Genomic DNA, 20188 nt, shown 5'->3' with positions numbered 1-20188 from the left:
CACCATCAACGGTACCTTGCAGGACCGCTATTCCCGAGTCGCGCCGCCACAACGGAGGCCAGACCCATGAGCTGATTGGCCGCGTCGGCCTGCGCCAGTCGCACCGATCCGGCGTGTTCGGCGATGGACAACGCGGCCATGATGCCCGACGAGCGCACCGTCGCGTTGTCCAGATCGACCTGGCCGGCCAGCACCACCACCGGGATCCCCCGCGGCCGGGCCGCGTCGGCCAGAAAGCCCACCACCTTCCCGTGCAGGGACTGCTCGTCGAAGCGGCCCTCGCCGGTGACGATCAACTCCGCCGTGTCGAGGTCGTCGGACAGCCGGGTGTGTTCGGCGATGATGGCGGCCCCGGACTCACACCGCCCGCCCAGGGCGAGCAGCCCGGCGCCGATGCCGCCGGCGGCCCCCGCGCCCGGCTCGGCGCTCACGTCGCGTCCGGCCACCGCTTCCAAGATGAGCGCCCACGCCTGCAGCCGCACTTCCAGCGCCGCGACGGTGGCCGTGTCGGCGCCCTTCTGCGGCCCGAACACCCGCGCCGCTCCCCACGGGCCCAGCAGGGGGTACTCGGTGTCGGAGGCGGCGATCAGCTCCACGTTGCCCAGCTGGCGGCGCGCGGTGTCCAGGCCGCCCAGCTCGGCGATCATGCCCTGGCCGCCGTCGGTGCACGCGCTGCCGCCCAATCCGACGACGATCCGCGTCGCCCCCACCCGCAGCGCCTCGGCGATCAGTTGGCCCACGCCTTTGCTGTGGGCGGCCATGGCGGTCTCCGGGGTGGGCCGCCCGCCGATCAGCGTCAGGCCGCAGGCCTGGGCGCACTCCAGGTAGGCGGTCGCCGACCCGGGATCGAAGACCCATTCGGCCTCCACCATGGCTTTTAGCGGCCCCGACACCCGCAACCGGCGCATCTCCCCCAGCCTGCTGGCCAGCACCTCGACGAAGCCCGGCCCGCCGTCGGACTGCGGCGCGACGATGAACCGGTCGCCCGGACGCGATCGGGTCCAGCCGGTCGCGATGGCGGCGGAGGCTTCCAGGGCCGACATGCTGTCGGCGTAACAGTCCGGGGCCACCAGGACTTGCATCGCGGGTAGCTGAAGACGGCCGGGGGCCAGGCCGGGGGCAGCATCATCCGAGGCCATCGACCCGTCGTCCATCAAAGGCAGCCGTTCATCACGTGTAAGACTAGGGCCAAGTGAGGCACTAACGCAGGTCTAATAGCAAGGCATTCCAGGCGAATTCCGGCGCGCGGCGTCCGCGAAGTAACCTGGCCCCTGTGAAGCTTTTGGGCCGCAAGAAGGGCCAGGACACCGACCTCGACGACAGCGTCGCCGCGTTGGCCGCCTCCGACGTTGCTGGCGCCGCGGATGACACACCCCGCCGGACCGGGCCCAAGGGGCGCCCCACGCCCAAACGCAACGAGGCCCGGCGCAACGCGAAGAAGGGCCCCGTCGCGCCCGCACCCATGACCTCAGCGGAGGCGCGGGCCCGGCGCAAATCGCTGGCCGGTCCCAAGCTCAGCCGCGAGGAGCGCCGCGCCGACAAGACCGCGAACCGCGCGCGCATGTCGGAGCGCCGCAATCGCATGATGGCCGGCGAAGAGGGCTACCTGCTGCCGCGCGACCAGGGCCCGATCCGGCGCTACGTGCGTGATGTGGTGGATTCCCGGCGCAACCTGTTGGGCCTGTTCATGCCGTCGACCCTGTTCTTGATGTTCGCCATGTTCGGCGTCCCCCAGCTGCAGCTCTGGGTGTCTCCGGCGATGCTGGCGCTGATGGCGGTGATGAGCGTCGACGGCCTGATCCTGGGCCGCAAAGTCAGCAAGCTGGTCGACACGAAGTTCCCCAACAACACCGAAAGCCGTTGGAAGCTGGGCCTTTACGCCGCCGGCCGCGCCTCCCAGATGCGCCGGCTGCGGGCGCCGCGGCCGCAAGTCAAGCATGGCGCCAGTGTCGACTGACCCTCGCCTGAAGGCCGGCTGACGCCGGTGCGCACCCTGGTGCTCGGCGGGATCAGGTCGGGCAAATCACGGTGGGCGGAGGAGGCCATCGCCGCGGGATTGCCGCCCGGCCGGCCGGTTCATTACCTGGCCCCGGGGCCCGCCGGTGACGACGACACGGCCTGGGCACAGCGGATCGCCCGGCACCGCGCCCGCCGCCCCGCGCATTGGTCGACGATCGAAACCCAGGACATCGCAACGCAATTGCGCGAATCCCCGCACACGCCCACCCTGGTCGACGACCTCGGCACCTGGCTGACCGCCGCGATGGACCGCGACAACGCATGGGAGGGCGGCTCGGTGGCGGCGTCGGTGGATGACGTGCTGTGCGCGGTCGGCGCCTTCGCCTCGACCCTGGTGCTGGTCAGCCCCGAAGTCGGGCTGACCGTCGTGCCGGCCACCGCGTCCGGGCGCCGATTCGCCGACGAGCTCGGCAGCCTCAACCAGTGCCTGGCCCGGGTGTGCGATCGGGTGGTGCTGGTGGTGGCCGGGCAGCCGGTGCCGATCAAGCCGTCGGGGGCCTGATGGAATTCGCCCCCGTGTCGCCGCCCGACGCGGGCGTCGCCGCCGCCGCCCGCGCCCGCCAGGACACCCTCACCAAGCCCCGCGGCGCGCTGGGCCGCCTCGAGGACCTGTCGGTGTGGATCGCGTCGTGCCAGGGGCAATGCCCGCCAAGGCAATTCGAGCGCGCCCGGGTGGTGGTGTTCGCCGGTGACCACGGTGTCGCCCGGTCGGGGGTGTCGGCGTACCCGCCGGAGGTGACCGCCCAGATGGTCGCCAACATCGATGCCGGCGGGGCCGCGATCAATGCGCTGACCGGCATCGCCGGGGCCAGCGTGCGTGTCGCGGATCTGGCGGTCGACGCCGACCCGCTGAGCCCGCAAATCGGCGCCCACAAGGTGCGCCGCGGCAGCGGCGACATCACCGTGCAGGACGCGTTGAGCGACGACGAGACCGCGCGGGCGCTCGCGGCCGGCGCGGCCATCGCCGACGAGGAGGTCGACGCGGGAGCGGACCTGCTGATCGCCGGCGACATGGGCATCGGAAACACCACGGCCGCAGCGGTTTTGGTGGCCGCGTTGACCAACGCCGAGCCCGTGGTGGTGGTGGGCTTCGGCACGGGGATCGACGACGCGGGGTGGGGACGCAAGACCGCCGCGGTGCGTGACGCCCTGTTCCGCGCGCGCCAGGTGCTGCCGGATCCGGTCGCGCTGCTGCGCTGCACGGGCGGCGCGGATCTGGCCGCGATGGCGGGCTTTTGCGCACAGGCCGCGGTCCGGCGCACGCCGCTGCTGCTCGACGGCATGGCGGTGACGGCGGCGGCGCTGGTGGCCGAGCACCTGGCTCCCGGCGCTCGCATGTGGTGGCAGGCCGGTCACCGGTCCACCGAGCCGGGTCACGCGTTGGCGCTGACGGCCCTGGATTTGGAGCCGATCCTCGACCTGCGCATGCGGCTGGGCGAGGGAACCGGCGCCGCGCTGGCGCTGCCGGTCCTGCGTGCCGCGGTGGCCGCCCTGTCATCGATGGCGACGTTCACCGAGGCCGGCGTGTCCAACCGCCCCGAGACGCCCCCTCCCCCGCCGTGATCCGTTCGCTGGCAACGGCTTTCGCGTTCGGAACGGTGCTGCCCGTCCCCGGCGCCCGGGCCGCGCCGATGGGCCGCGGAGCCATGACGGCGCTGCCGGTGGTGGGCGCGGCGCTGGGGGCGCTGGCCGCCGCCGTCACCTGGGGTGGGGAGCTGGCCTTCGGCCGGTCCAGCCCGCTGCCCGGACTGCTCGCGGTCGCCGCACTGCTGCTGATCACCCGCGGCCTGCACATCGACGGCGTCGCCGACACCGCCGACGGCCTGGGCTGCTACGGGCCGCCGCAGCGCGCGCTGGCCGTGATGCGCGAGGGATCGACCGGGCCGTTCGGGGTGGCCGCCGTCGTCGTGGTGGTGCTGCTGCAGGGGCTGGCGTTCTCGGCGCTGGGAGCGCGCGACGCGGTGCACGGCGCCGTCGCGATTGTCGTGGCGGTTGTCGCGGGCCGGGTCGCCGCGGTGCTGGCCGGTCACCGCTCGATGCCGGCAGCCGAGGGCAGCGCGCTGGGCGCCGCGGTCGCCGGGAGTCAGCTGACGGTGGTGGTGACGGCCTGGGTCGCGGTGCTGCTTGCGATTTCGCTGGCGGCCGGGCCGCGGCCGTGGCAGGGGCCGGTGGCCGTGCTGCTGGGACTGGGCTGCGGCGCGGTGCTGGTGCGGCACTGCGCGCGCCGCTTCGGCGGCATCACCGGCGACGTGCTGGGCGCCGCGATCGAACTGACGACGACGGTGTGCGCGGTGGCGCTGGCGGGCCTGGTCCGGTTGTAGCGCGCCGCGAACGTGACTGTGCGGTCACGTTCGGCGCCGACCGTGACTGTGCAGTCACGTTGGCGTCGGGCCGCCTACCCGAGCCGGGCCATCCAGCCGTGGGTGTCGGCGAAGGTGCCCCGCTGAATCCCGGTCAGCGTGTCGCGCAACGCCATCGTCACCTCACCGGGCTGGCCGTCGGCGATGGTGAACTCGGCGTCGCCGTACTTCACGTGCGCGACAGGTGTGATGACCGCGGCGGTGCCGCAGGCGAACACCTCAGTGATCTCGCCGGCGGCCGCCTCCTTCTGCCATTCGTCGATATCGATCTTGCGTTCCTCGACGGAGAATCCGGCGTCAATGGCCAACTGCAGCAACGAGTTCCGCGTGATCCCGGGCAGCAGCGAGCCGGACAGCTCCGGGGTGACCAGCCGCGCCGACCCGCCGCTGCCGAACACGAAGAAGATGTTCATCCCGCCCATCTCTTCCACGAAGCGTCGCTCGACGGCGTCCAGCCACACCACCTGGTCGCAGTCGTTGGCCGCGGCCTCGGCCTGGGCGGACAGCGAGGCGGCGTAGTTACCGCCGAACTTGGCCGCGCCGGTGCCGCCGGGGCTGGCCCGCACGTACTCGGTCGACACCCAGACCGTGACGGGGCTGATGCCGCCCTTGAAGTAGGCACCCGCCGGCGACGCGATCAACAGGTAGCGGTATTGCCGGGACGGCCGCACACCGAGCCCGGGCTCGGTGGCGATGACGAACGGCCGCAGATACAGCGCCTCTTCCCCGCCGGCGGCCGGGACCCAGGCGTTGTCGACGGCGATGAGCTGGCGCAGCGATTCCATGAACAGCTCTTGGGGCAGTTCGGGAATCGCCAGCCGCCGCGCCGACGACTGCAGGCGGGCGGCGTTGGCCTCGGCGCGAAACGAGACGATCGAGCCGTCCGCCCAGCGATACGCCTTGAGGCCCTCGAATATTTCCTGCGCGTAGTGCAGCACGATCGACGACGGGTCCAATTCGATCGGGCCGTAGGGGACGACACGCGCGTCGTGCCAGCCCCGGCCGTCGTCGTACTCGATCGACACCATGTGGTCGGTGAAGTATTTGCCGAAACCCGGCTCGGCCAGGATGGTTTCGCGTTCGGTGTCGGTCGCCGGACGTGTCGAGCGCGAAACCGTGAACTCGAGGGAGCCACTGGTCATCCGCTGATTGTATATCCGCCTGCCGAATCGGATTTCGCCCGCGCAGGCGGCGCGGCTAGCGGGTTTTCACCGCGACGAACGGCGGGCGCACCACCTCGCAGGCGGCGGGACGGCCGCGGACGTCGACGGTGATCTCCTGGCCGTCCTCGACCCCGGCGTCGGTGTCGATGAGCGCCAGCGCGATGCCGGCCTGCAGCGTCGGGGAGAAGGTGCCCGAGGTCGTCACCCCGACGGGGGTGTCGCCGGCCAGCACCGTCTGCCCGGCGCGCAGCACGCCACGGCCGACCATCCGCAGCCCGCGCAGCAGCCGCCGCGGCCCGGCCTCCTTCTCGGCCAGCAGGGCGTCGCGGCCGAAGAACGCGTCCTTCTTCCAGCCGATCGCCCAGCCGCAGCGGGCCTGCAGCGGGGAAATGTCGAGCGACAGTTCGTGCCCGTGCAACGGGTAGCCCATCTCGGTGCGCAGCGTGTCGCGGGCACCCAGGCCGGCCGGCTCGCCGCCGGCCGCGCGGACCGCGGCGGCCAGGGCGTCGAACACCACCCCGGCGGACTCCCACGGCGGCAGCAGCTCGTAGCCGTGCTCGCCGGTGTAGCCGGTGCGGCAGACCCGCACCGGCACGCCTGAAAACTCGGTGTCGGCGTAGGCCATGTAATCCATGTCGGTGGGCAGGCCCAGCTCGCCGAGCACGTCGGCCGATCGCGGCCCCTGCACCGCCAGCACCGCATAGGAGCGATGCAGGTTGGTGATGGTCAGTTCGGGTGGCGCGGCCGCCTGCAGCGCCTCGACCACGGCGGCGGTGTTGGCGGCGTTGGGCACCAGAAAGATCTCGTCGTCGTCGACGTAGTAGGCGATCAAATCGTCGACGACTCCGCCGGATTCGGTGCAGCACAGGGTGTATTGAGCCTTGCCGGGCCCGATCCGGTTGAGGTCGTTGGTGAGCGCGGCGTTGACGAACCGCGCGGCGCCCGGCCCGCGCACCGACGCCTTGCCCAGGTGGCTGACGTCGAAGAGGCCGACCGCGTTGCGCGTCGCGTTGTGCTCGCTGACCGTGCCCGCATACGACACCGGCATCAGCCAGCCGCTGAATTCGGCGAAGCTGGCACCCAGGTCGCGGTGACGGTCTTCTAACGGTCCGTGCAGAAGGTCGGCTTCGTTGCTCACGACTCTTCACCCTAACCAGCCGCGACGGGCGGCCCGTTAGGGTGATGCGGATGAGCACAGAACCCGGTTACGCCTCCCCCGCTGTCACTGTCGCCTCCTCGCTGCCCCGGCGCGCCGCCGCGTCGACCGTGCTGATCGTGCCCGTCGTCTCGACCGGCGACGACGACAAGCCGGGCGCGGCCGTCACCGAGGCCGGGCCGTTCCTGTCCTCGGATGCGGTCGCCGAGATCGAGTCCGGGCTGCGCGCGCTGGAGGCCACCGGTGCCGCCGACCAGGTGCACCGGCTGGTGGTGGGATCGCTGCCGGTGTCCAGCGTGCTGACGATCGGTCTGGGCAAGCCGCGGCCCGAGTGGCCGGCCGACACGATCCGCCGCGCCGCCGGTGTGGCCGCGCGGTCACTCGGCACCACCGCGGCCGTCATCACCACGCTGGGCGAGCTGCCCGGCGAGGGCATCGCCTCGGCCGCCGTCGAGGGCCTGATCCTGGGCAGCTACCGGTTCACCGACTTCCGCAGCCCCAAGACCGCTCCCAAAGACAAAGGGCTGGGCAAGATCACGGTGCTCGCCTCGGAAACTAAAGGGGCCAAGGACGCCAAGAGGGACGCCGCGCACGGTGCGGCCGTCGCGACCGCAGTCGCCACCGCCCGCGACTTCGTCAACACCCCGCCGAGTCACCTGTTTCCTGACGAATTCGCCAAGCGCGCAAGGGCTTTGGGGGAATCGGCCGGCCTCGAGGTCGAGGTGCTCGACGACAAGGCCCTACAGAAGGGCGGCTACGGCGGGATCATCGGCGTCGGCCAGGGTTCGTCTCGGCCGCCGCGGCTGGTGCGGCTGACCCACCGAGGTTCGAAGCTGGCCAAGAGATCCAAGCAGGCGAAGCGAGTCGCCCTGGTGGGCAAGGGCGTGACGTTCGACACGGGCGGCATCTCGATCAAGCCGGCGGCCGGGATGCACCACATGACCTCGGATATGGGCGGGGCCGCCGCGGTCATCGCGACCGTCACGCTGGCCGCGCAGCTGCAGCTGCCCATCGACGTGATCGCAACCGTCCCGATGGCCGAGAACATGCCGTCGGCGACGGCGCAGCGCCCGGGTGACGTGCTGACGCAGTACGGCGGCATCACCGTCGAGGTGCAGAACACCGACGCCGAGGGCCGGCTGATCCTGGCCGACGCCATCGTGCGCGCATGCGAGGACAACCCGGACTACCTGATCGAGACGTCGACGCTGACCGGCGCGCAGACGGTGGCGCTGGGCAGCCGGATCCCGGGCGTGATGGGCAGCGACGAGTTCCGCGACCGGGTCGCCGCGATCTCGCAGCGCGTGGGCGAAAACGGTTGGCCGATGCCGCTGCCCGACGAACTCAAGGAAGACCTGAAGTCCACGGTCGCCGACCTGTCGAACATCAGCGGGCAACGCTTCGCCGGCATGCTGGTCGCCGGGGTGTTCCTGCGCGAGTTCGTCGCCGACGGTGTGGGCTGGGCGCACATCGACGTGGCCGGCCCGGCCTACAACACCGGCGGCCCATGGGGGTATTCACCCAAGGGCGCCACCGGCGTGCCGGTCCGCACCATGTTCGCGGTGCTCGAAGACATCTGCGAAAACGGCTAGCGAACGGCTGAGGCTACTTCGTCAGCGATGAGAAGACGGCCCGCCGCACCGCGCGGCGCGGCCACCCGGTGACCCCGCTGGCGGCCAGCGCTGCGTTGGCGGCGTTGCGCCCGCAGGCGCCGTGCACGGAACCACCCGGGGTCGCCGAGGCGCTGCCCAGATACAGCCCCTGGACCGGGGTTTCGGCCCGGCCCATCCCGGCGACGGGACGAAAGATCAGCATCTGCTGCAGCTGCGCGGTGCCGCCGTTGAGCGCGCCCAAATGCAGGTTGGCGTCGCTGGCCTCCAGGTCCGACGGGCGTTGCACGAACCGGTCGATCACGGCCGCGCCGAAGCCGGGCGCATGCTCCTCGATGACCCGGTCCACCGATACGGCGAGCCGCTCGGCGGACGCGTCGTCGGCGACATTGCGCGGCAAATGCGTGTAGGCCCATACGCTTTCGGTGCCCGCCGGCGACCGGGTCGGGTCGGCGGTGGTGGTCTGGCCCAACAACATGAACGGATGCTCGGGCACCGTCTTGGTGTTCAGGTCGGCCGTCCAGCGCACCAGCCCGTCGCCGTCGGCCCCCAGGTGGACGGTGCCCACCCCGCGCAGGCGCTGCGCCCGCCACGGAACCGGTTCGCGCAGCGCGTAGTTCACCTTGACCACCGGCGGATCCCACACGAAGTGCTCGAGGTCGCGCCGCACCTTGGGCGGCACCGCGTCGGCGGGCAGCATGTCGCAGAACAGTCGCGGTGCCGTCACGTCGGCCACGACCGCCCGGCGCGCCCGCACGGTGCGCCCCCCGGCCGTCGTCACCCCGACCGCCCGCCCGCCCCGCACCTCGATGCGAGACACGTTCTCGTTGCACTCGATTCGCGCGCCCGCGAAGCGGGCACGGTTGACCAGGGCGGCCGTCAGCTCGCCGGAACCCCCGACGGGCACGGGCCAGCCGCAGTCCTGGGCGAGCATGGTCATCAGGAATCCCATGGCGCCGCTGATGGGCGCGTCGGGTGGGACGTCGGCGTGCATGGCGTTGCCCAGCAACAAGTCTCGCGGCGCCTCGCCGGCGAACAGCTCGCTCACCATCGTGTTGGCGGGCTGCACCAGCAGGCGCGCCAACCGGATCGCTTCCGACGTGCCGAGTTCGGTCAGCAGCCGCAGCAGCGGCCGCACGGGCGGGAAGGGCGCCAGCATGGCGTCGAGCAGTGGGGACTTGATGCGCTCCCACAATTTCACGACACGCCACCAGTTTTCGCCGTCGGCGGGCTCGCGGCGTGCGAATTCCGCGGCGGTGCGCGCCGGGTCGCGGTAGATGATGGGCGGGTCGTCGTCGGCGCCGCTGCGGGGATGGCCCACCACCGCCGGCGCGTGTGACCACCGCAGGCCGTGGTCCTCGAGCTGCAGCGCGGCCATCGCGGGCGAGGCCACCGTCATCGGGTAGTACGAGCTGAACAGGTCGGTGATGTAGCCCGGCGTCAGCTCGGCGCTGCGCACCGCGCCGCCGGGTTCCGGCTGGGCCTCCAGCACCAGCACGTCCCACCCCGCGTCGGCCAGCATCGAGGCGGCGACCAGCCCGTGGTGCCCGGCCCCGATGACGACCGCGTCGGCGGTGTCCCGCACGATCACTTCACCTGGCTCGGCTCCAGACGTTCCGCCAATGCCGCCAGGCGCGACAGGCACTCCTTGTTACGCGGGTAGGCCGCGGCCAACGCGACCGAATCGGGAACGAGCGCCATCGGGCCTTCGACGGGCACCTCGATCATTTCGACCCGGCACCCCTGCGCCGTCTCGTGCAGCAGCATCGTGATCCGCGCGGCACCCATCGGCCCCAGGCGCGCACAGAGCACCAGCTTGTGCGGCGGTTCGCTCTCCTCCACGATCGTCGCGTCGTTGATCACCAAGGGCCAGATTCCGATTGAATGCCTGATCGAGGAGCCGGCCTCCGGCCAGTTGGGATCCACGGCCCGCATGCGACTGTTGCCCACCACCCATTGGGTGTAGGTCCAGCCTTGCGCAAGCACCTCCCACACCCGTTCGCGCGGGACGGGCACCTCTCGCGTTGGAGTGATCACCACACGTCCTTTCCCTCTCGGCTACCGCGGCGGGATACCCACGAACCGGGCGCTGTATCCGGCGACGCCGGGTTTACCGGCGGTGCGCCAGGGTTAATCTCCCTAGCGGTCGTAATCCCCGGCAAGAATGGCGAAAGGCGAACTATGACGGCGCGACGGTTGATCATCGGTGTGGGCGCCGTGCTGTTGTTGGCCGGAATCATCGGGCTGTTGGCGCCGGTGTCGGTGTCCGACAGCAACGGCCATTCGGTGGGGTGCGGGAACGCCGTGGCGACCGATCTGTCCGCGGCCCGCAGCGCGAACAACAGCAATGGGGCGAACATCCCGATCCTCAACCAGATCGTCCCGCACACCGACTTTGTCGCGCAGTGCCAGTCGTCGGTGGGTGGCCGCCGGGCGTGGTCCATACCGCTGGCGGTGCTCGGGGTCATCGCGATCGGCGCGACGTTGTTGACCGGACGCCGCGGGACGACCGCGGGCCCGTAGTCGTTTCAGATCACCCGCATCCGCGCGGCGTTTCGCAAGCCCTGCGGCGCCACACGCGAAAGCCCGTACAGCGCATAGGCTTCCGGCGCGACGGGGCGGATCGGCTTCTTCTTCTTGACCGACGACAGGATCGCGTCGGCGACCTTGTCGGGGCCGTAGCGCCGCAGCGCGAACATCTTGCCCAGCTGCCCGCGCCGCCCGTCGACCGCCTCGGCCAGCTTTCCCGCGGGCGCGTCGAACCGGGTGGTCTTGATGATGTTCGTGTCGATGACGCCGGGGCAGATCGTGGTCAGGCCGACGCCGGCAGCGTCGAGTTCGGCGCGCAGGCAGTCCGAAAACATGTAGCTGGCCGCCTTCGACGTGCAGTAGGCGCTCAGCGACTGCAGCGGCGCGTAGGCGGCCATCGACGACACGTTGACGATGTAGCCGCCGGTGCCGCGCTCCACCAGTCGCCGACCGAAGGAGCGGCAGCCGTTCACCACCCCGCCAAGGTTGACGTCGAGCACCCGGTCGAACTGCTCGGCCGGGGTGTCGAGGAATCCGCCCGCCTGCCCGACGCCGGCGTTGTTGACGACGATGTCGGGCACGCCGTGCTCGGCGCTGACCCGCTCGGCGAACGCCTCCACCGCGTGGGCGTCGGACACGTCGAGCACGTAGGCGTGCGCGACCCCGCCCCGGGTGGCGATCTCGGCGGCGGTGGCCTTGACGGCGGCTTCGTCGATATCGCTGATGACCAGCTCGGCGCCCTCGCGGGCGAACGCGAACGCGGTCTCGCGCCCGATCCCGCTGCCGGCGCCGGTGACCGACACGAGGGTGTCGCCGAACGATCCGCGGGGGCGCCCCACCTGCGCGCGCAGCAGCGCGCGGCTGGGTTGCTTGCCCTCGGTCAGGTCGGCGAAGTCGTGCACCACCGCCGCCATCACCTGCGGGTGCGACATCGGGGAGAAGTGACCGGCGCGGATGTCGCGGCGCCACAGCCGCGGCACGAAGCGCGGGGTGTGGTCGTATCCGTACGGCCGCACGTACTTGTCCTTGGTGTTGACGATCAGCTGCACCGGCACGTCGATGACAGCGACGCCCTCCTTGCGGCCGGAGAACGAGCGAAAGTAGTTGGCGGGATACGTTTTCACCGACTGGGCGGCGTCTCGCGCGAGCTTGTCGGAATGATGGATCTGCTCGACGGGAATGTTGTCGACCGCGTTGCGCCGCAGCGCCGGGATCGACAGGGTCAGCCGCAGGAATAACGGGGCCAGCACCGGGATCGAGAACAGCAGCATGTAGGTGAACCGCAGCGCCTGGCTGATCGCCCGGACGAAGGTGCGGGGGCGCCAGGGCGCCCGCAGGCCGGTGAAGATGTAGTCGACCAGCTGGTCCTGGGCGGGTCCGGAGACCGACGTGAACGTGGCGACCCGGTCGTCGGCGCCGGGGCGCTTGAGGTAGTGCCACACCCCCACCGAGCCCCAGTCGTGGGCCAGCACGTGCACGGGTCCGCCCGGGCTCAGCTCGCCGGTCACCGCGGCGAAGTCGTCGGCGAAGCGGTCCATGCTGTAGGCCGACACGGGCTTGGGCACCGAGGACAGCCCGACGCCGCGGTTGTCGTAGCGGATGATCCGGAACCTTTCGGCCAGCAGCGGCACCACGCCGTCCCACAGCACGTGCGAGTCGGGAAAGCCGTGGACCAGCACCACCGTCGGGCCCTCGGGGTTGCCCTCTTCGTAGACGGCGATGCGCGCGCCGTCCGCGCTGTCGACGAAATGCTGGGGTCGTTGTTGTGATGGCGGCATCGGACCTCCCCGCTCTGGCTGCAGTGGCCACACCGTAGCAAGCGTGATCGGGGTCACCCGGCCAGCGCGCGGTGTCTGCCCTGGATGTGTGCCGACGAAGCCGCAGTGACAGGATAGTTTTGGATTGCGACTTCGCCTTCCACACGCGAGCTGAACGACCCGCCCCGACCCACGAGCGATCGAGGAGTCAAAAAAGATGGCCTTCTCCGTCCAGATGCCGGCACTCGGTGAGAGCGTCACCGAGGGGACGGTCACCCGCTGGCTCAAGCAGGAAGGCGACACGGTTGAACTCGACGAGCCGCTCGTCGAGGTGTCGACCGACAAGGTGGACACCGAGATCCCGTCGCCGGCCGCGGGTGTGCTGACCAAGATCGTCGCCCAGGAAGACGACACCGTCGAGGTGGGCGGCGAGCTGGCCGTGATCGGCGACGGTTCGGAGGGCGGCGGGTCCCAGGCCCCGAGCCAGCCGGAGCCGCAGGCGCAATCGGCGCCCCCCGCCCAGCCCGAGGCGCAACCCGAGCCCGAGCCGCAGCCCCAGGCTCAGGCCCAGCCGGAGCCCCAGCCGGCCCAGCAGAGTTCCGGTGGCGACGCGACCCCGGTGTTGATGCCCGAACTCGGTGAGTCGGTAGCCGAGGGCACCGTGACCCGCTGGCTCAAGAAGGTCGGCGATTCGGTCCAGGTCGACGACGCGCTCGTCGAGGTGTCCACCGACAAGGTGGACACCGAGATCCCCTCACCGGTGGCCGGCGTGCTGATCAGCATCACCGCCGAGGAAGACGCCACCGTGCCCGTCGGCGGCGAGCTGGCCCGCATCGGCACCGGTTCCGACGCCGCCGCCCCCGCGGCCCCCGCCGCGCCGCAGCCGCCGCCCGCGCCCAAAGCCGAACCCAAGCCCGAGCCCGCCCCCCAGCCCCAGGCGCAGCCGAAGCCGCAAGCCGCGCCGGCCCCCGCGCCGCAACCGAAAGCTCAGCCCGAGCCGAAAGCCCAACCGGCACAGGCCCAGCCGCCGGCGCAGGCGCCGGACTCCAGCACCGACGGCACGCCCTATGTCACGCCGCTGGTGCGAAAACTGGCCGCCGAGAACAACATCGACCTGACGTCGGTCACCGGCACCGGGGTGGGCGGTCGCATCCGCAAGCAAGACGTGCTGGCCGCCGCCGAGCGCAAGCAGCAGGCCGACCGGGCCCCCGCGGCGGCGCCGACCCCCGCGGCCCCCGCCCCCGGCGAGGCCCGCAAGGCCGCTCCCGCGCCGGCGCCCGCGCTGGCGCACCTGCGGGGCACCACCCAGAAGGCCAGCCGGATCCGCCAGATCACGGCCAACAAGACGCGCGAATCCCTGCAGGCCACAGCGCAACTCACCCAGACCCACGAGGTCGACATGACCAGGCTGGTCGGGTTGCGGGCCAGGGCCAAGGCGGCGTTCGCCGAACGCGAAGGCGTGAACCTGACCTTCTTGCCGTTCATCGCCCGCGCGGTGATCGACGCGCTCAAGATCCACCCGAACGTGAACGCGAGCTACAACGAGGAAACCAAGGAGATCACCTACTACGACGCCGAGCACCTCGGCTTCGCGGTCGACACCGAACAGGGGCTGCTCTCCCCCGTCGTGCACAACGCGGGCGACCTGTCGCTGGCCGGGCTGGCCAGGGCGATCGCCGACATCGCCGCGCGCGCCCGGTCGGGCAACCTGAAGCCCGACGAGCTGTCCGGCGGCACCTTCACGATCACCAACATCGGCAGCCAGGGCGCGCTGTTCGACACCCCGATCCTGGTTCCGCCGCAGGCCGCCATGCTGGGCACCGGCGCCATCGTCAAGCGCCCCCGCGTGATCGTCGACGAGTTCGGCAACGAATCGATCGGGGTCCGCTCGATCTGCTACCTGCCGCTGACCTATGACCACCGGCTCATCGACGGCGCGGACGCCGGGCGCTTCCTGACCACCATCAAGCACCGGCTCGAAGAGGGAGCGTTCGAGGCCGACCTCGGACTCTGAGGGGGCGGCGAAGGTGGCTGGTCAGAAGTCCGTCGTTGCGATCGCGGGTTCGTCCGGCCTGATCGGCTCCGCCCTCGCCGCGGCCCTGCGGGCCGCCGACCACCGGGTGCTGCGCATCGTGCGCCGCGCACCGGCGAACGGCGACGAGGTGCACTGGAACCCCGAGAGCGGCGACCTCGATCCCGACACGCTGAGCGGCGTCGACGCCGTCGTCAACCTGTGCGGCGTCAACATCGGCAAACGCCGATGGTCGGGCGCCTTCAAGCAAAGCCTGCGGGACAGCCGCATCGGCCCGACCGAGGTCCTGGCGCACGCCGTCGCCGACGCCGGGGTCGCAACCCTGATCAACGCCAGCGCGGTGGGCTTCTATGGAAACACCAAGGACCGCGTCGTCGACGAAAACGACCGTGCCGGAAGCGGTTTCCTGGCCCGGCTGTGCGAAGACTGGGAGGCCGCCACGCTGACGGCGCAATACGGCGGCGCCCGGGTGGTGCTGGCGCGCACCGGGCTGGTGTTCTCCCCCGCCGGTGGCGCGCTGGGGCGGTTGCGGCCGTTGTTCCGGACGGGGTTGGGGGCCCGGCTGGGCAGCGGGCGGCAATACATGTCGTGGATCACGCTGGAAGACGAAGTGCGAGCGCTGCTGTTCGCGATTTCGAACACCGCGCTGTCTGGGCCGGTGAACATGACGGGGCCCGCGCCGGTCACCAACGCCGAATTCACCACCGCGTTCGGGCGGGCGGTCAACCGCCCGACGCCGTTGATGCTGCCCGGTTTCGCCGTCCGGGCCGCGCTGGGAGAGTTCGCCGACGAAGGCCTGTTGGCGGGGCAGCGGGCCATCCCGTCGGCGCTGGAGCGCGCCGGTTTTGCGTTCCACCACAACACCATTGGCGAGGCGCTCGGCTACGCGACCGCCCGGCGCGACCACGACTAGTGCCACCGCGCGTCACCTCGGGGCGCGCGGGCCGAGTACCGTCGCGAATGTGATCGATTCCATCCGGTCCAGCCGGTCCCTCATCGACGTCCGACAGCTCGGAACCGTCGACTACCGCGTGGCCTGGCAGCAGCAGCGCGAGCTGGCCGACGCCCGGGTGGCGGGCGGCAGCGACACCCTGCTGTTGCTCGAGCACCCGGCCGTCTACACCGCGGGACGGCGCACCGAGCCGCACGAGCGGCCCACGGACGGCACCCCCGTCGTCGACACCGACCGCGGCGGCAAGATTACCTGGCACGGACCCGGCCAGTTGGTCGGGTATCCGATCATCGGCCTGGCCGAACCGCTCGACGTGGTCAACTACGTGCGGCGGCTCGAGGAGGCGTTGATCAAAGTGTGCGCCGACCTGGGCCTGGACACGGTCCGCGTCCAGGCCCGGTCCGGGGTGTGGGTGCCGGGCACTGACGGCCGGCCCGACCGCAAGGTCGCCGCGATCGGCGTGCGGGTGTCGCGCGCCACCACCCTGCACGGGTTCGCGCTCAACTGCGACTGCGACCTGGGCGCCTTCAGCGCCATCGTGCCGTGCGGCATCAGCGACGCCGGGGTGACGTCGTTGTCCGCCGAGCTGCGCCGCCCGGTCAGCGTCGACGACATCCGCACGAGCGTCGCCGACGCCGTCTGCGACGCCCTGGACGGGGTGCTGCCGGTGCGCGAGCACGACGGCGCCGCGCGCGTAGCATCAGCGATGTGACTGTCGCACCCGAGGGACGCAAACTGCTGCGCCTGGAAGTGCGCAACGCCGAAACCCCGATCGAGCGCAAACCGCCGTGGATCAGGGTGCGGGCCAAGATGGGCCCGGAATACACCCAGCTCAAGAGCCTGGTCCGGCGCGAGGGCCTGCACACGGTCTGCGAAGAGGCCGGCTGCCCCAACATCTTCGAATGCTGGGAGGACCGCGAGGCGACCTTCCTGATCGGCGGTGACCAGTGCACCCGTCGCTGCGACTTCTGCCAGATCGACACCGGGAAGCCGGCCGAGCTGGACCGCGACGAGCCGCGGCGGGTGGCCGACAGCGTGCGCACGATGGGGCTGCGCTACGCCACGGTCACCGGGGTGGCCCGCGATGACCTGCCCGACGGCGGCGCGTGGCTCTACGCCGAGACGGTGCGCGCCATCAAGGAACTCAACCCGTCGACCGGGGTCGAGCTGTTGATCCCCGACTTCAACGGCGAACCCGGCCGGCTTGCCGAGGTGTTCGAGTCACACCCGGAAGTGTTGGCGCACAACGTCGAAACGGTGCCGCGCATCTTCAAGCGCATCCGGCCCGCGTTCACCTACCAGCGCAGCCTCGACGTGCTCACCGCGGCGCGTGACTTCGGGCTGGTCACCAAGAGCAACCTCATCCTCGGCCTGGGTGAAACCCCCGACGAGGTGCGCACCGCGCTGGCCGACCTGCGTCACGCCGGCTGCGACATCATCACCATCACCCAGTACCTGCGGCCCTCGGCGCGTCACCACCCCGTCGCGCGCTGGGTGAAGCCGGAGGAGTTCGTCGAGTTCGCGCAGCACGCCGAGCAACTCGGCTTCTCCGGGGTGCTGGCCGGACCGCTGGTGCGCTCGTCGTATCGCGCGGGCCGGCTCTATCAGCAAGCCGCCGGGGCCCGCGCCTCGGACGCGGCGGCACGGTAGCCGAATTTGCCTGGCGCGGCCCTACGTATCCTTTGACTATGGCTAAATCCCGCACTGCCGCTGAGAACAAGGCCGCCCGAGCGCAGGCGCAGGCTGCCCGCAAGGCCGCCGCGCGGGAGCGCCGCACCCAGTTGTGGCAGGCGTTCAATCTGCAGCGCCAGGAGGACAAGCGCCTGCTGCCGTACATGATCGGCGCCTTCGTGCTGATCGTGGGCGCCTCGGTGGGCGTCGGGCTCTGGGCCGGCGGGCTGACGATGATCACCTTGATCCCGCTCGGCGTGGTGCTGGGCGGGCTGGTTGCGTTCATCGTCTTCGGACGCCGCGCCCAGAAGTCCGTCTACCGCAAGGCCGAGGGCCAAACCGGGGCGGCGGCATGGGCATTGGACAACCTGCGCGGCAAGTGGCGGGTGACGCCGGGCGTCGCCGCGACCGGACACTTCGACGCCGTGCACCGGGTCATCGGCCGGCCCGGCGTGATCCTGGTCGGCGAGGGGTCGGCGACCCGCGTGCGCCCGCTGCTGGCGCAGGAGAAGAAGCGCACCGCCCGCCTGATCGGGGAGGTGCCGATCTACGACATCATCGTCGGCAACGGCGAGGACGAGGTGCCCCTGGCCAAGCTGGAGCGCCATCTCACCCGGTTGCCGGCCAACATCACCGCCAAGCAGATGGACACGCTGGAGTCCCGGTTGGCCGCCTTGGGGACGCGGGCCGGGGCCGCCGTCATGCCGAAGGGGCCGCTGCCCAACGCCGGCAAGATGCGCGGCGTGCAGCGCACGGTGCGCCGCAAATAGCCGCCATCGGACTCAGCGGCGAACCACGGCCGTCGCGGTCAACCGGTCCTGCAGCCCGCGGCCGTCCCAGTCGGTGAACAACGCCGGGACCACCGTGCCGACCAGGAGGCCGCGCACCACCGCGCGGCCGACGCCGACCATCCCGCGCCCGTCCACCGCCACCACCTGCAGACCCAGCGCCAGCTGGCCGGGCGTGAAGCCGAACAGTCGCACCGAGACCACGCCCAGCACAAACCAGATGACCAGCTCGGCGGTGGCCAGCGCCCCTTCGGGGAACCACCCGAACCGCATGGCCAGCGCCGCCAGACCCAAAGCGATCAGCCAGTCGATCGTCAGCGCGCCCAGCCGTCGCCCCATCCGCGCCAGCGAGCCCGGCCCGCTCTGGGGCAATCCCAGCTTTTCACCGGGGTATGCGGATCGCGATTCCGGCATCATCGCCGCGGACCGGGGTCCGAATAAATCGACGGCCAGGTCCGATACGGCGGGCGGACGGTGCGCTCCGTCACCAGAAAAGATACGATCTTGCGATCCATGGCCCCACAATAGAACCGCCGCCAAAGCGGCCACTTTTTGCGTGTGGCATGGTCACGTAACGTGCGCGCAACATCGGGTTGACTGACGGGCAACATCTGCTCCCTAGCGTCAGGCCGCGGATCTCACCAAGTAAAGGAGCACTCTGTGACGGAAAAGACGCCCGACGACGTCTTCAAACTCGCGAAGGACGAGAACGTCGAGTTTGTCGACGTGCGGTTCTGTGATTTGCCCGGCATCATGCAGCACTTCACCATTCCGATTTCGTTTTTCGACGAGAGCGTTTTTGAGGACGGCTTGGCATTCGACGGCTCGTCGATTCGCGGATTCCAGTCCATTCACGAATCCGACATGCTGCTCCTGCCCGACCCGGCGACGGCGCAGATCGACCTGTTCCGCGAAGCCAAGACGCTGAACCTGAACTTCTTCGTGCACGACCCCTTCACCCTCGAGCCGTACTCGCGCGACCCGCGCAACATCGCCCGTAAGGCCGAGAACTACCTGATCAGCACCGGCGTCGCCGACACCGCGTACTTCGGCGCCGAGGCCGAGTTCTACATCTTCGACTCGGTGAGCTTCGATTCGCGCACCAACGGCTCGTTCTACGAGATCGACGCGATCTCTGGTTGGTGGAACACCGGCTCGCCCAACGAGCTCGACGGCAGCCCCAACCGCGGCTACAAGGTCCGCCCCAAGGGTGGCTACTTCCCGGTCGCCCCCGTCGACCACTACGTCGACCTGCGCGACAAGATGCTGTCGAACCTGATCACGGCCGGCTTCAGCCTGGAAAAGGGCCACCACGAGGTGGGCACCGGCGGCCAGGCCGAGATCAACTACAAGTTCAACACGCTGCTGCACGCGGCCGACGACATGATGCTCTACAAGTACATCGTCAAGAACACGGCCTGGCAGCACGGCAAGACCGTCACGTTCATGCCCAAGCCGCTGTTCGGTGACAACGGCTCCGGCATGCACACCCACCAGTCGCTGTGGAAGGACGGCAGCCCGCTGATGTACGACGAGACCGGGTACGCCGGCCTCTCGGACACCGCCCGCCACTACATCGGCGGCCTGCTGCACCACGCGCCGTCGCTGCTGGCGTTCACCAACCCCACGGTGAACTCCTACAAGCGTCTGGTGCCCGGCTACGAGGCCCCGATCAACCTGGTCTACAGCCAGCGCAACCGCTCGGCCTGTGTCCGGATCCCGATCACCGGCACCAACCCCAAGGCCAAGCGGCTCGAGTTCCGTTGCCCCGACTCGTCGGGCAACCCGTACCTGGCGTTCTCGGCCATGCTGATGGCCGGCCTGGACGGCATCAAGAACAAGATCGAGCCGCAGGCACCGGTCGACAAGGACCTCTACGAGCTGCCGCCCGAAGAGGCCGCCAACATCCCGCAGGCGCCCACGCAGCTGTCCGCGGTGATCGACCGGCTGGAAGAAGACCACGAATACCTCACCGAGGGCGGCGTTTTCACGCCCGACCTCATCGAAACGTGGATCAACTTCAAGCGCGAGAACGAGATCCTGCCGGTCCAGATCCGGCCGCACCCCTACGAATTCGCGCTGTACTACGACGTTTAAGGACGCCTGAGTCGGCTTGACGAAACCACCCGCGCGGCGCTCGCCTCGCGGGTG

19 protein-coding genes are annotated in these 20188 nt (G+C 70.6%); 12 read left to right on the top strand and 7 right to left on the bottom strand.

All coding sequences use genetic code 11. The features are described from left to right. Positions 1 to 5 precede the first annotated feature (5 nt). The gene (locus AC0KTM_RS08620) at positions 6 to 1082 is read right to left on the bottom strand and encodes a glycerate kinase family protein (protein ID WP_225330287.1); all 1077 of its coding nucleotides are present in this window, start codon (positions 1080 to 1082) and stop codon (positions 6 to 8) included. Positions 1083 to 1333: 251 nt separating this feature from the next. Here AC0KTM_RS08620 and AC0KTM_RS08615 point away from each other — a divergent pair, with 251 nt between their 5' ends. From AC0KTM_RS08615 to AC0KTM_RS08600, 4 genes are read left to right on the top strand one after another with little or no spacing between them, the layout of a single operon-like run. Continuing rightward, positions 1334 to 1957: a DUF3043 domain-containing protein gene (locus AC0KTM_RS08615; protein WP_225330286.1), complete on the top strand. Its 624-nt coding sequence runs from the start codon at positions 1334 to 1336 to the stop codon at positions 1955 to 1957. Between the two features lie 27 nt (positions 1958 to 1984). Then, complete coding sequence (locus AC0KTM_RS08610) at positions 1985 to 2521, top strand: bifunctional adenosylcobinamide kinase/adenosylcobinamide-phosphate guanylyltransferase (RefSeq protein WP_472415445.1); 537 nt, start codon at positions 1985 to 1987, stop codon at positions 2519 to 2521. After that, positions 2518 to 3582: a nicotinate-nucleotide--dimethylbenzimidazole phosphoribosyltransferase gene (cobT, locus tag AC0KTM_RS08605; RefSeq protein ID WP_472417426.1), complete on the top strand. Its 1065-nt coding sequence runs from the start codon at positions 2518 to 2520 to the stop codon at positions 3580 to 3582. Before AC0KTM_RS08610 ends, cobT begins: the two co-directional genes overlap by 4 nt. After that, positions 3579 to 4340: an adenosylcobinamide-GDP ribazoletransferase gene (locus tag AC0KTM_RS08600; RefSeq protein ID WP_472415444.1), complete on the top strand. Its 762-nt coding sequence runs from the start codon at positions 3579 to 3581 to the stop codon at positions 4338 to 4340. Before cobT ends, AC0KTM_RS08600 begins: the two co-directional genes overlap by 4 nt. A gap of 74 nt (positions 4341 to 4414) precedes the next feature. Here the strand turns inward: AC0KTM_RS08600 and AC0KTM_RS08595 are convergent, their stop codons facing one another. Together AC0KTM_RS08595 and gcvT are read right to left on the bottom strand one after the other, a co-directional pair. After that, complete coding sequence (locus AC0KTM_RS08595; RefSeq protein ID WP_472415443.1) at positions 4415 to 5521, bottom strand: branched-chain amino acid aminotransferase; 1107 nt, start codon at positions 5519 to 5521, stop codon at positions 4415 to 4417. A gap of 55 nt (positions 5522 to 5576) precedes the next feature. Beyond that, entirely contained in the window at positions 5577 to 6680 is a 1104-nt protein-coding gene (gene gcvT, locus AC0KTM_RS08590) for a glycine cleavage system aminomethyltransferase GcvT (RefSeq protein ID WP_472415442.1), read from the bottom strand. A 50-nt stretch (positions 6681 to 6730) separates the two neighbouring features. Between gcvT and AC0KTM_RS08585 the strand changes: the two genes are divergently transcribed. Beyond that, positions 6731 to 8290 carry a leucyl aminopeptidase gene (locus AC0KTM_RS08585; protein WP_472415441.1) on the top strand — a complete coding sequence of 520 codons (1560 nt, stop codon included), beginning with the start codon at positions 6731 to 6733 and terminating at the stop codon, positions 8288 to 8290. 13 nt (positions 8291 to 8303) lie between these two features. On the opposite strand, the gene AC0KTM_RS08580 is transcribed toward AC0KTM_RS08585, so the two are convergent. Continuing rightward, positions 8304 to 9899, bottom strand: a complete 1596-nt coding sequence (locus tag AC0KTM_RS08580; RefSeq protein WP_472415440.1) for a phytoene desaturase family protein — start codon at positions 9897 to 9899, stop codon at positions 8304 to 8306. Continuing rightward, a complete protein-coding gene (locus AC0KTM_RS08575; protein WP_225330034.1) occupies positions 9896 to 10345 on the bottom strand; it encodes an SRPBCC family protein in 450 nt (149 codons plus the stop codon). Before AC0KTM_RS08575 ends, AC0KTM_RS08580 begins: the two co-directional genes overlap by 4 nt. A 144-nt stretch (positions 10346 to 10489) precedes the next feature. Here AC0KTM_RS08575 and AC0KTM_RS08570 point away from each other — a divergent pair, with 144 nt between their 5' ends. Continuing rightward, positions 10490 to 10831 carry an aminopeptidase gene (locus AC0KTM_RS08570; RefSeq protein ID WP_472415439.1) on the top strand — a complete coding sequence of 114 codons (342 nt, stop codon included), beginning with the start codon at positions 10490 to 10492 and terminating at the stop codon, positions 10829 to 10831. Between the two features lie 5 nt (positions 10832 to 10836). Here AC0KTM_RS08570 and AC0KTM_RS08565 read toward each other — a convergent pair whose 3' ends face one another. Beyond that, positions 10837 to 12615, bottom strand: coding sequence for an SDR family oxidoreductase (locus AC0KTM_RS08565; RefSeq protein ID WP_472415438.1), 1779 nt, complete (start codon positions 12613 to 12615; stop codon positions 10837 to 10839). A gap of 196 nt (positions 12616 to 12811) precedes the next feature. On the opposite strand from AC0KTM_RS08565, the gene sucB reads away from it, so the two are divergent. The 5 genes from sucB to AC0KTM_RS08540 are packed head-to-tail and all read left to right on the top strand — an operon-like array spanning position 12812 to position 18019. Beyond that, complete coding sequence (gene sucB, locus AC0KTM_RS08560) at positions 12812 to 14608, top strand: 2-oxoglutarate dehydrogenase, E2 component, dihydrolipoamide succinyltransferase (protein WP_472415437.1); 1797 nt, start codon at positions 12812 to 12814, stop codon at positions 14606 to 14608. 13 nt (positions 14609 to 14621) lie between these two features. After that, positions 14622 to 15539, top strand: a complete 918-nt coding sequence (locus tag AC0KTM_RS08555; protein ID WP_472415436.1) for a TIGR01777 family oxidoreductase — start codon at positions 14622 to 14624, stop codon at positions 15537 to 15539. Between the two features lie 49 nt (positions 15540 to 15588). After that, positions 15589 to 16290 carry a lipoyl(octanoyl) transferase LipB gene (lipB, locus tag AC0KTM_RS08550; RefSeq protein WP_472415435.1) on the top strand — a complete coding sequence of 234 codons (702 nt, stop codon included), beginning with the start codon at positions 15589 to 15591 and terminating at the stop codon, positions 16288 to 16290. Then, positions 16287 to 17228, top strand: a complete 942-nt coding sequence (lipA, locus tag AC0KTM_RS08545) for a lipoyl synthase (protein ID WP_225330040.1) — start codon at positions 16287 to 16289, stop codon at positions 17226 to 17228. The genes lipB and lipA overlap by 4 nt, the downstream gene beginning before the upstream one ends. A gap of 38 nt (positions 17229 to 17266) precedes the next feature. Beyond that, a complete protein-coding gene (locus tag AC0KTM_RS08540) occupies positions 17267 to 18019 on the top strand; it encodes a DUF4191 domain-containing protein (RefSeq protein WP_225330041.1) in 753 nt (250 codons plus the stop codon). Positions 18020 to 18031: 12 nt separating this feature from the next. Here AC0KTM_RS08540 and AC0KTM_RS08535 read toward each other — a convergent pair whose 3' ends face one another. Then, positions 18032 to 18454, bottom strand: coding sequence for an RDD family protein (locus AC0KTM_RS08535; protein ID WP_238957861.1), 423 nt, complete (start codon positions 18452 to 18454; stop codon positions 18032 to 18034). A 243-nt stretch (positions 18455 to 18697) separates the two neighbouring features. Between AC0KTM_RS08535 and glnA the strand changes: the two genes are divergently transcribed. Continuing rightward, entirely contained in the window at positions 18698 to 20134 is a 1437-nt protein-coding gene (glnA, locus tag AC0KTM_RS08530; protein WP_008256020.1) for a type I glutamate--ammonia ligase, read from the top strand. The last annotated feature ends 54 nt before the right edge of the window (positions 20135 to 20188 follow it).

The organism is Mycobacterium sp. NTMscope_Eco_3 (assembly GCF_976985685.1).
Note: the sequence above shows the minus strand (reverse complement) of the source record. Positions and strands in the feature narration are given on the sequence as shown.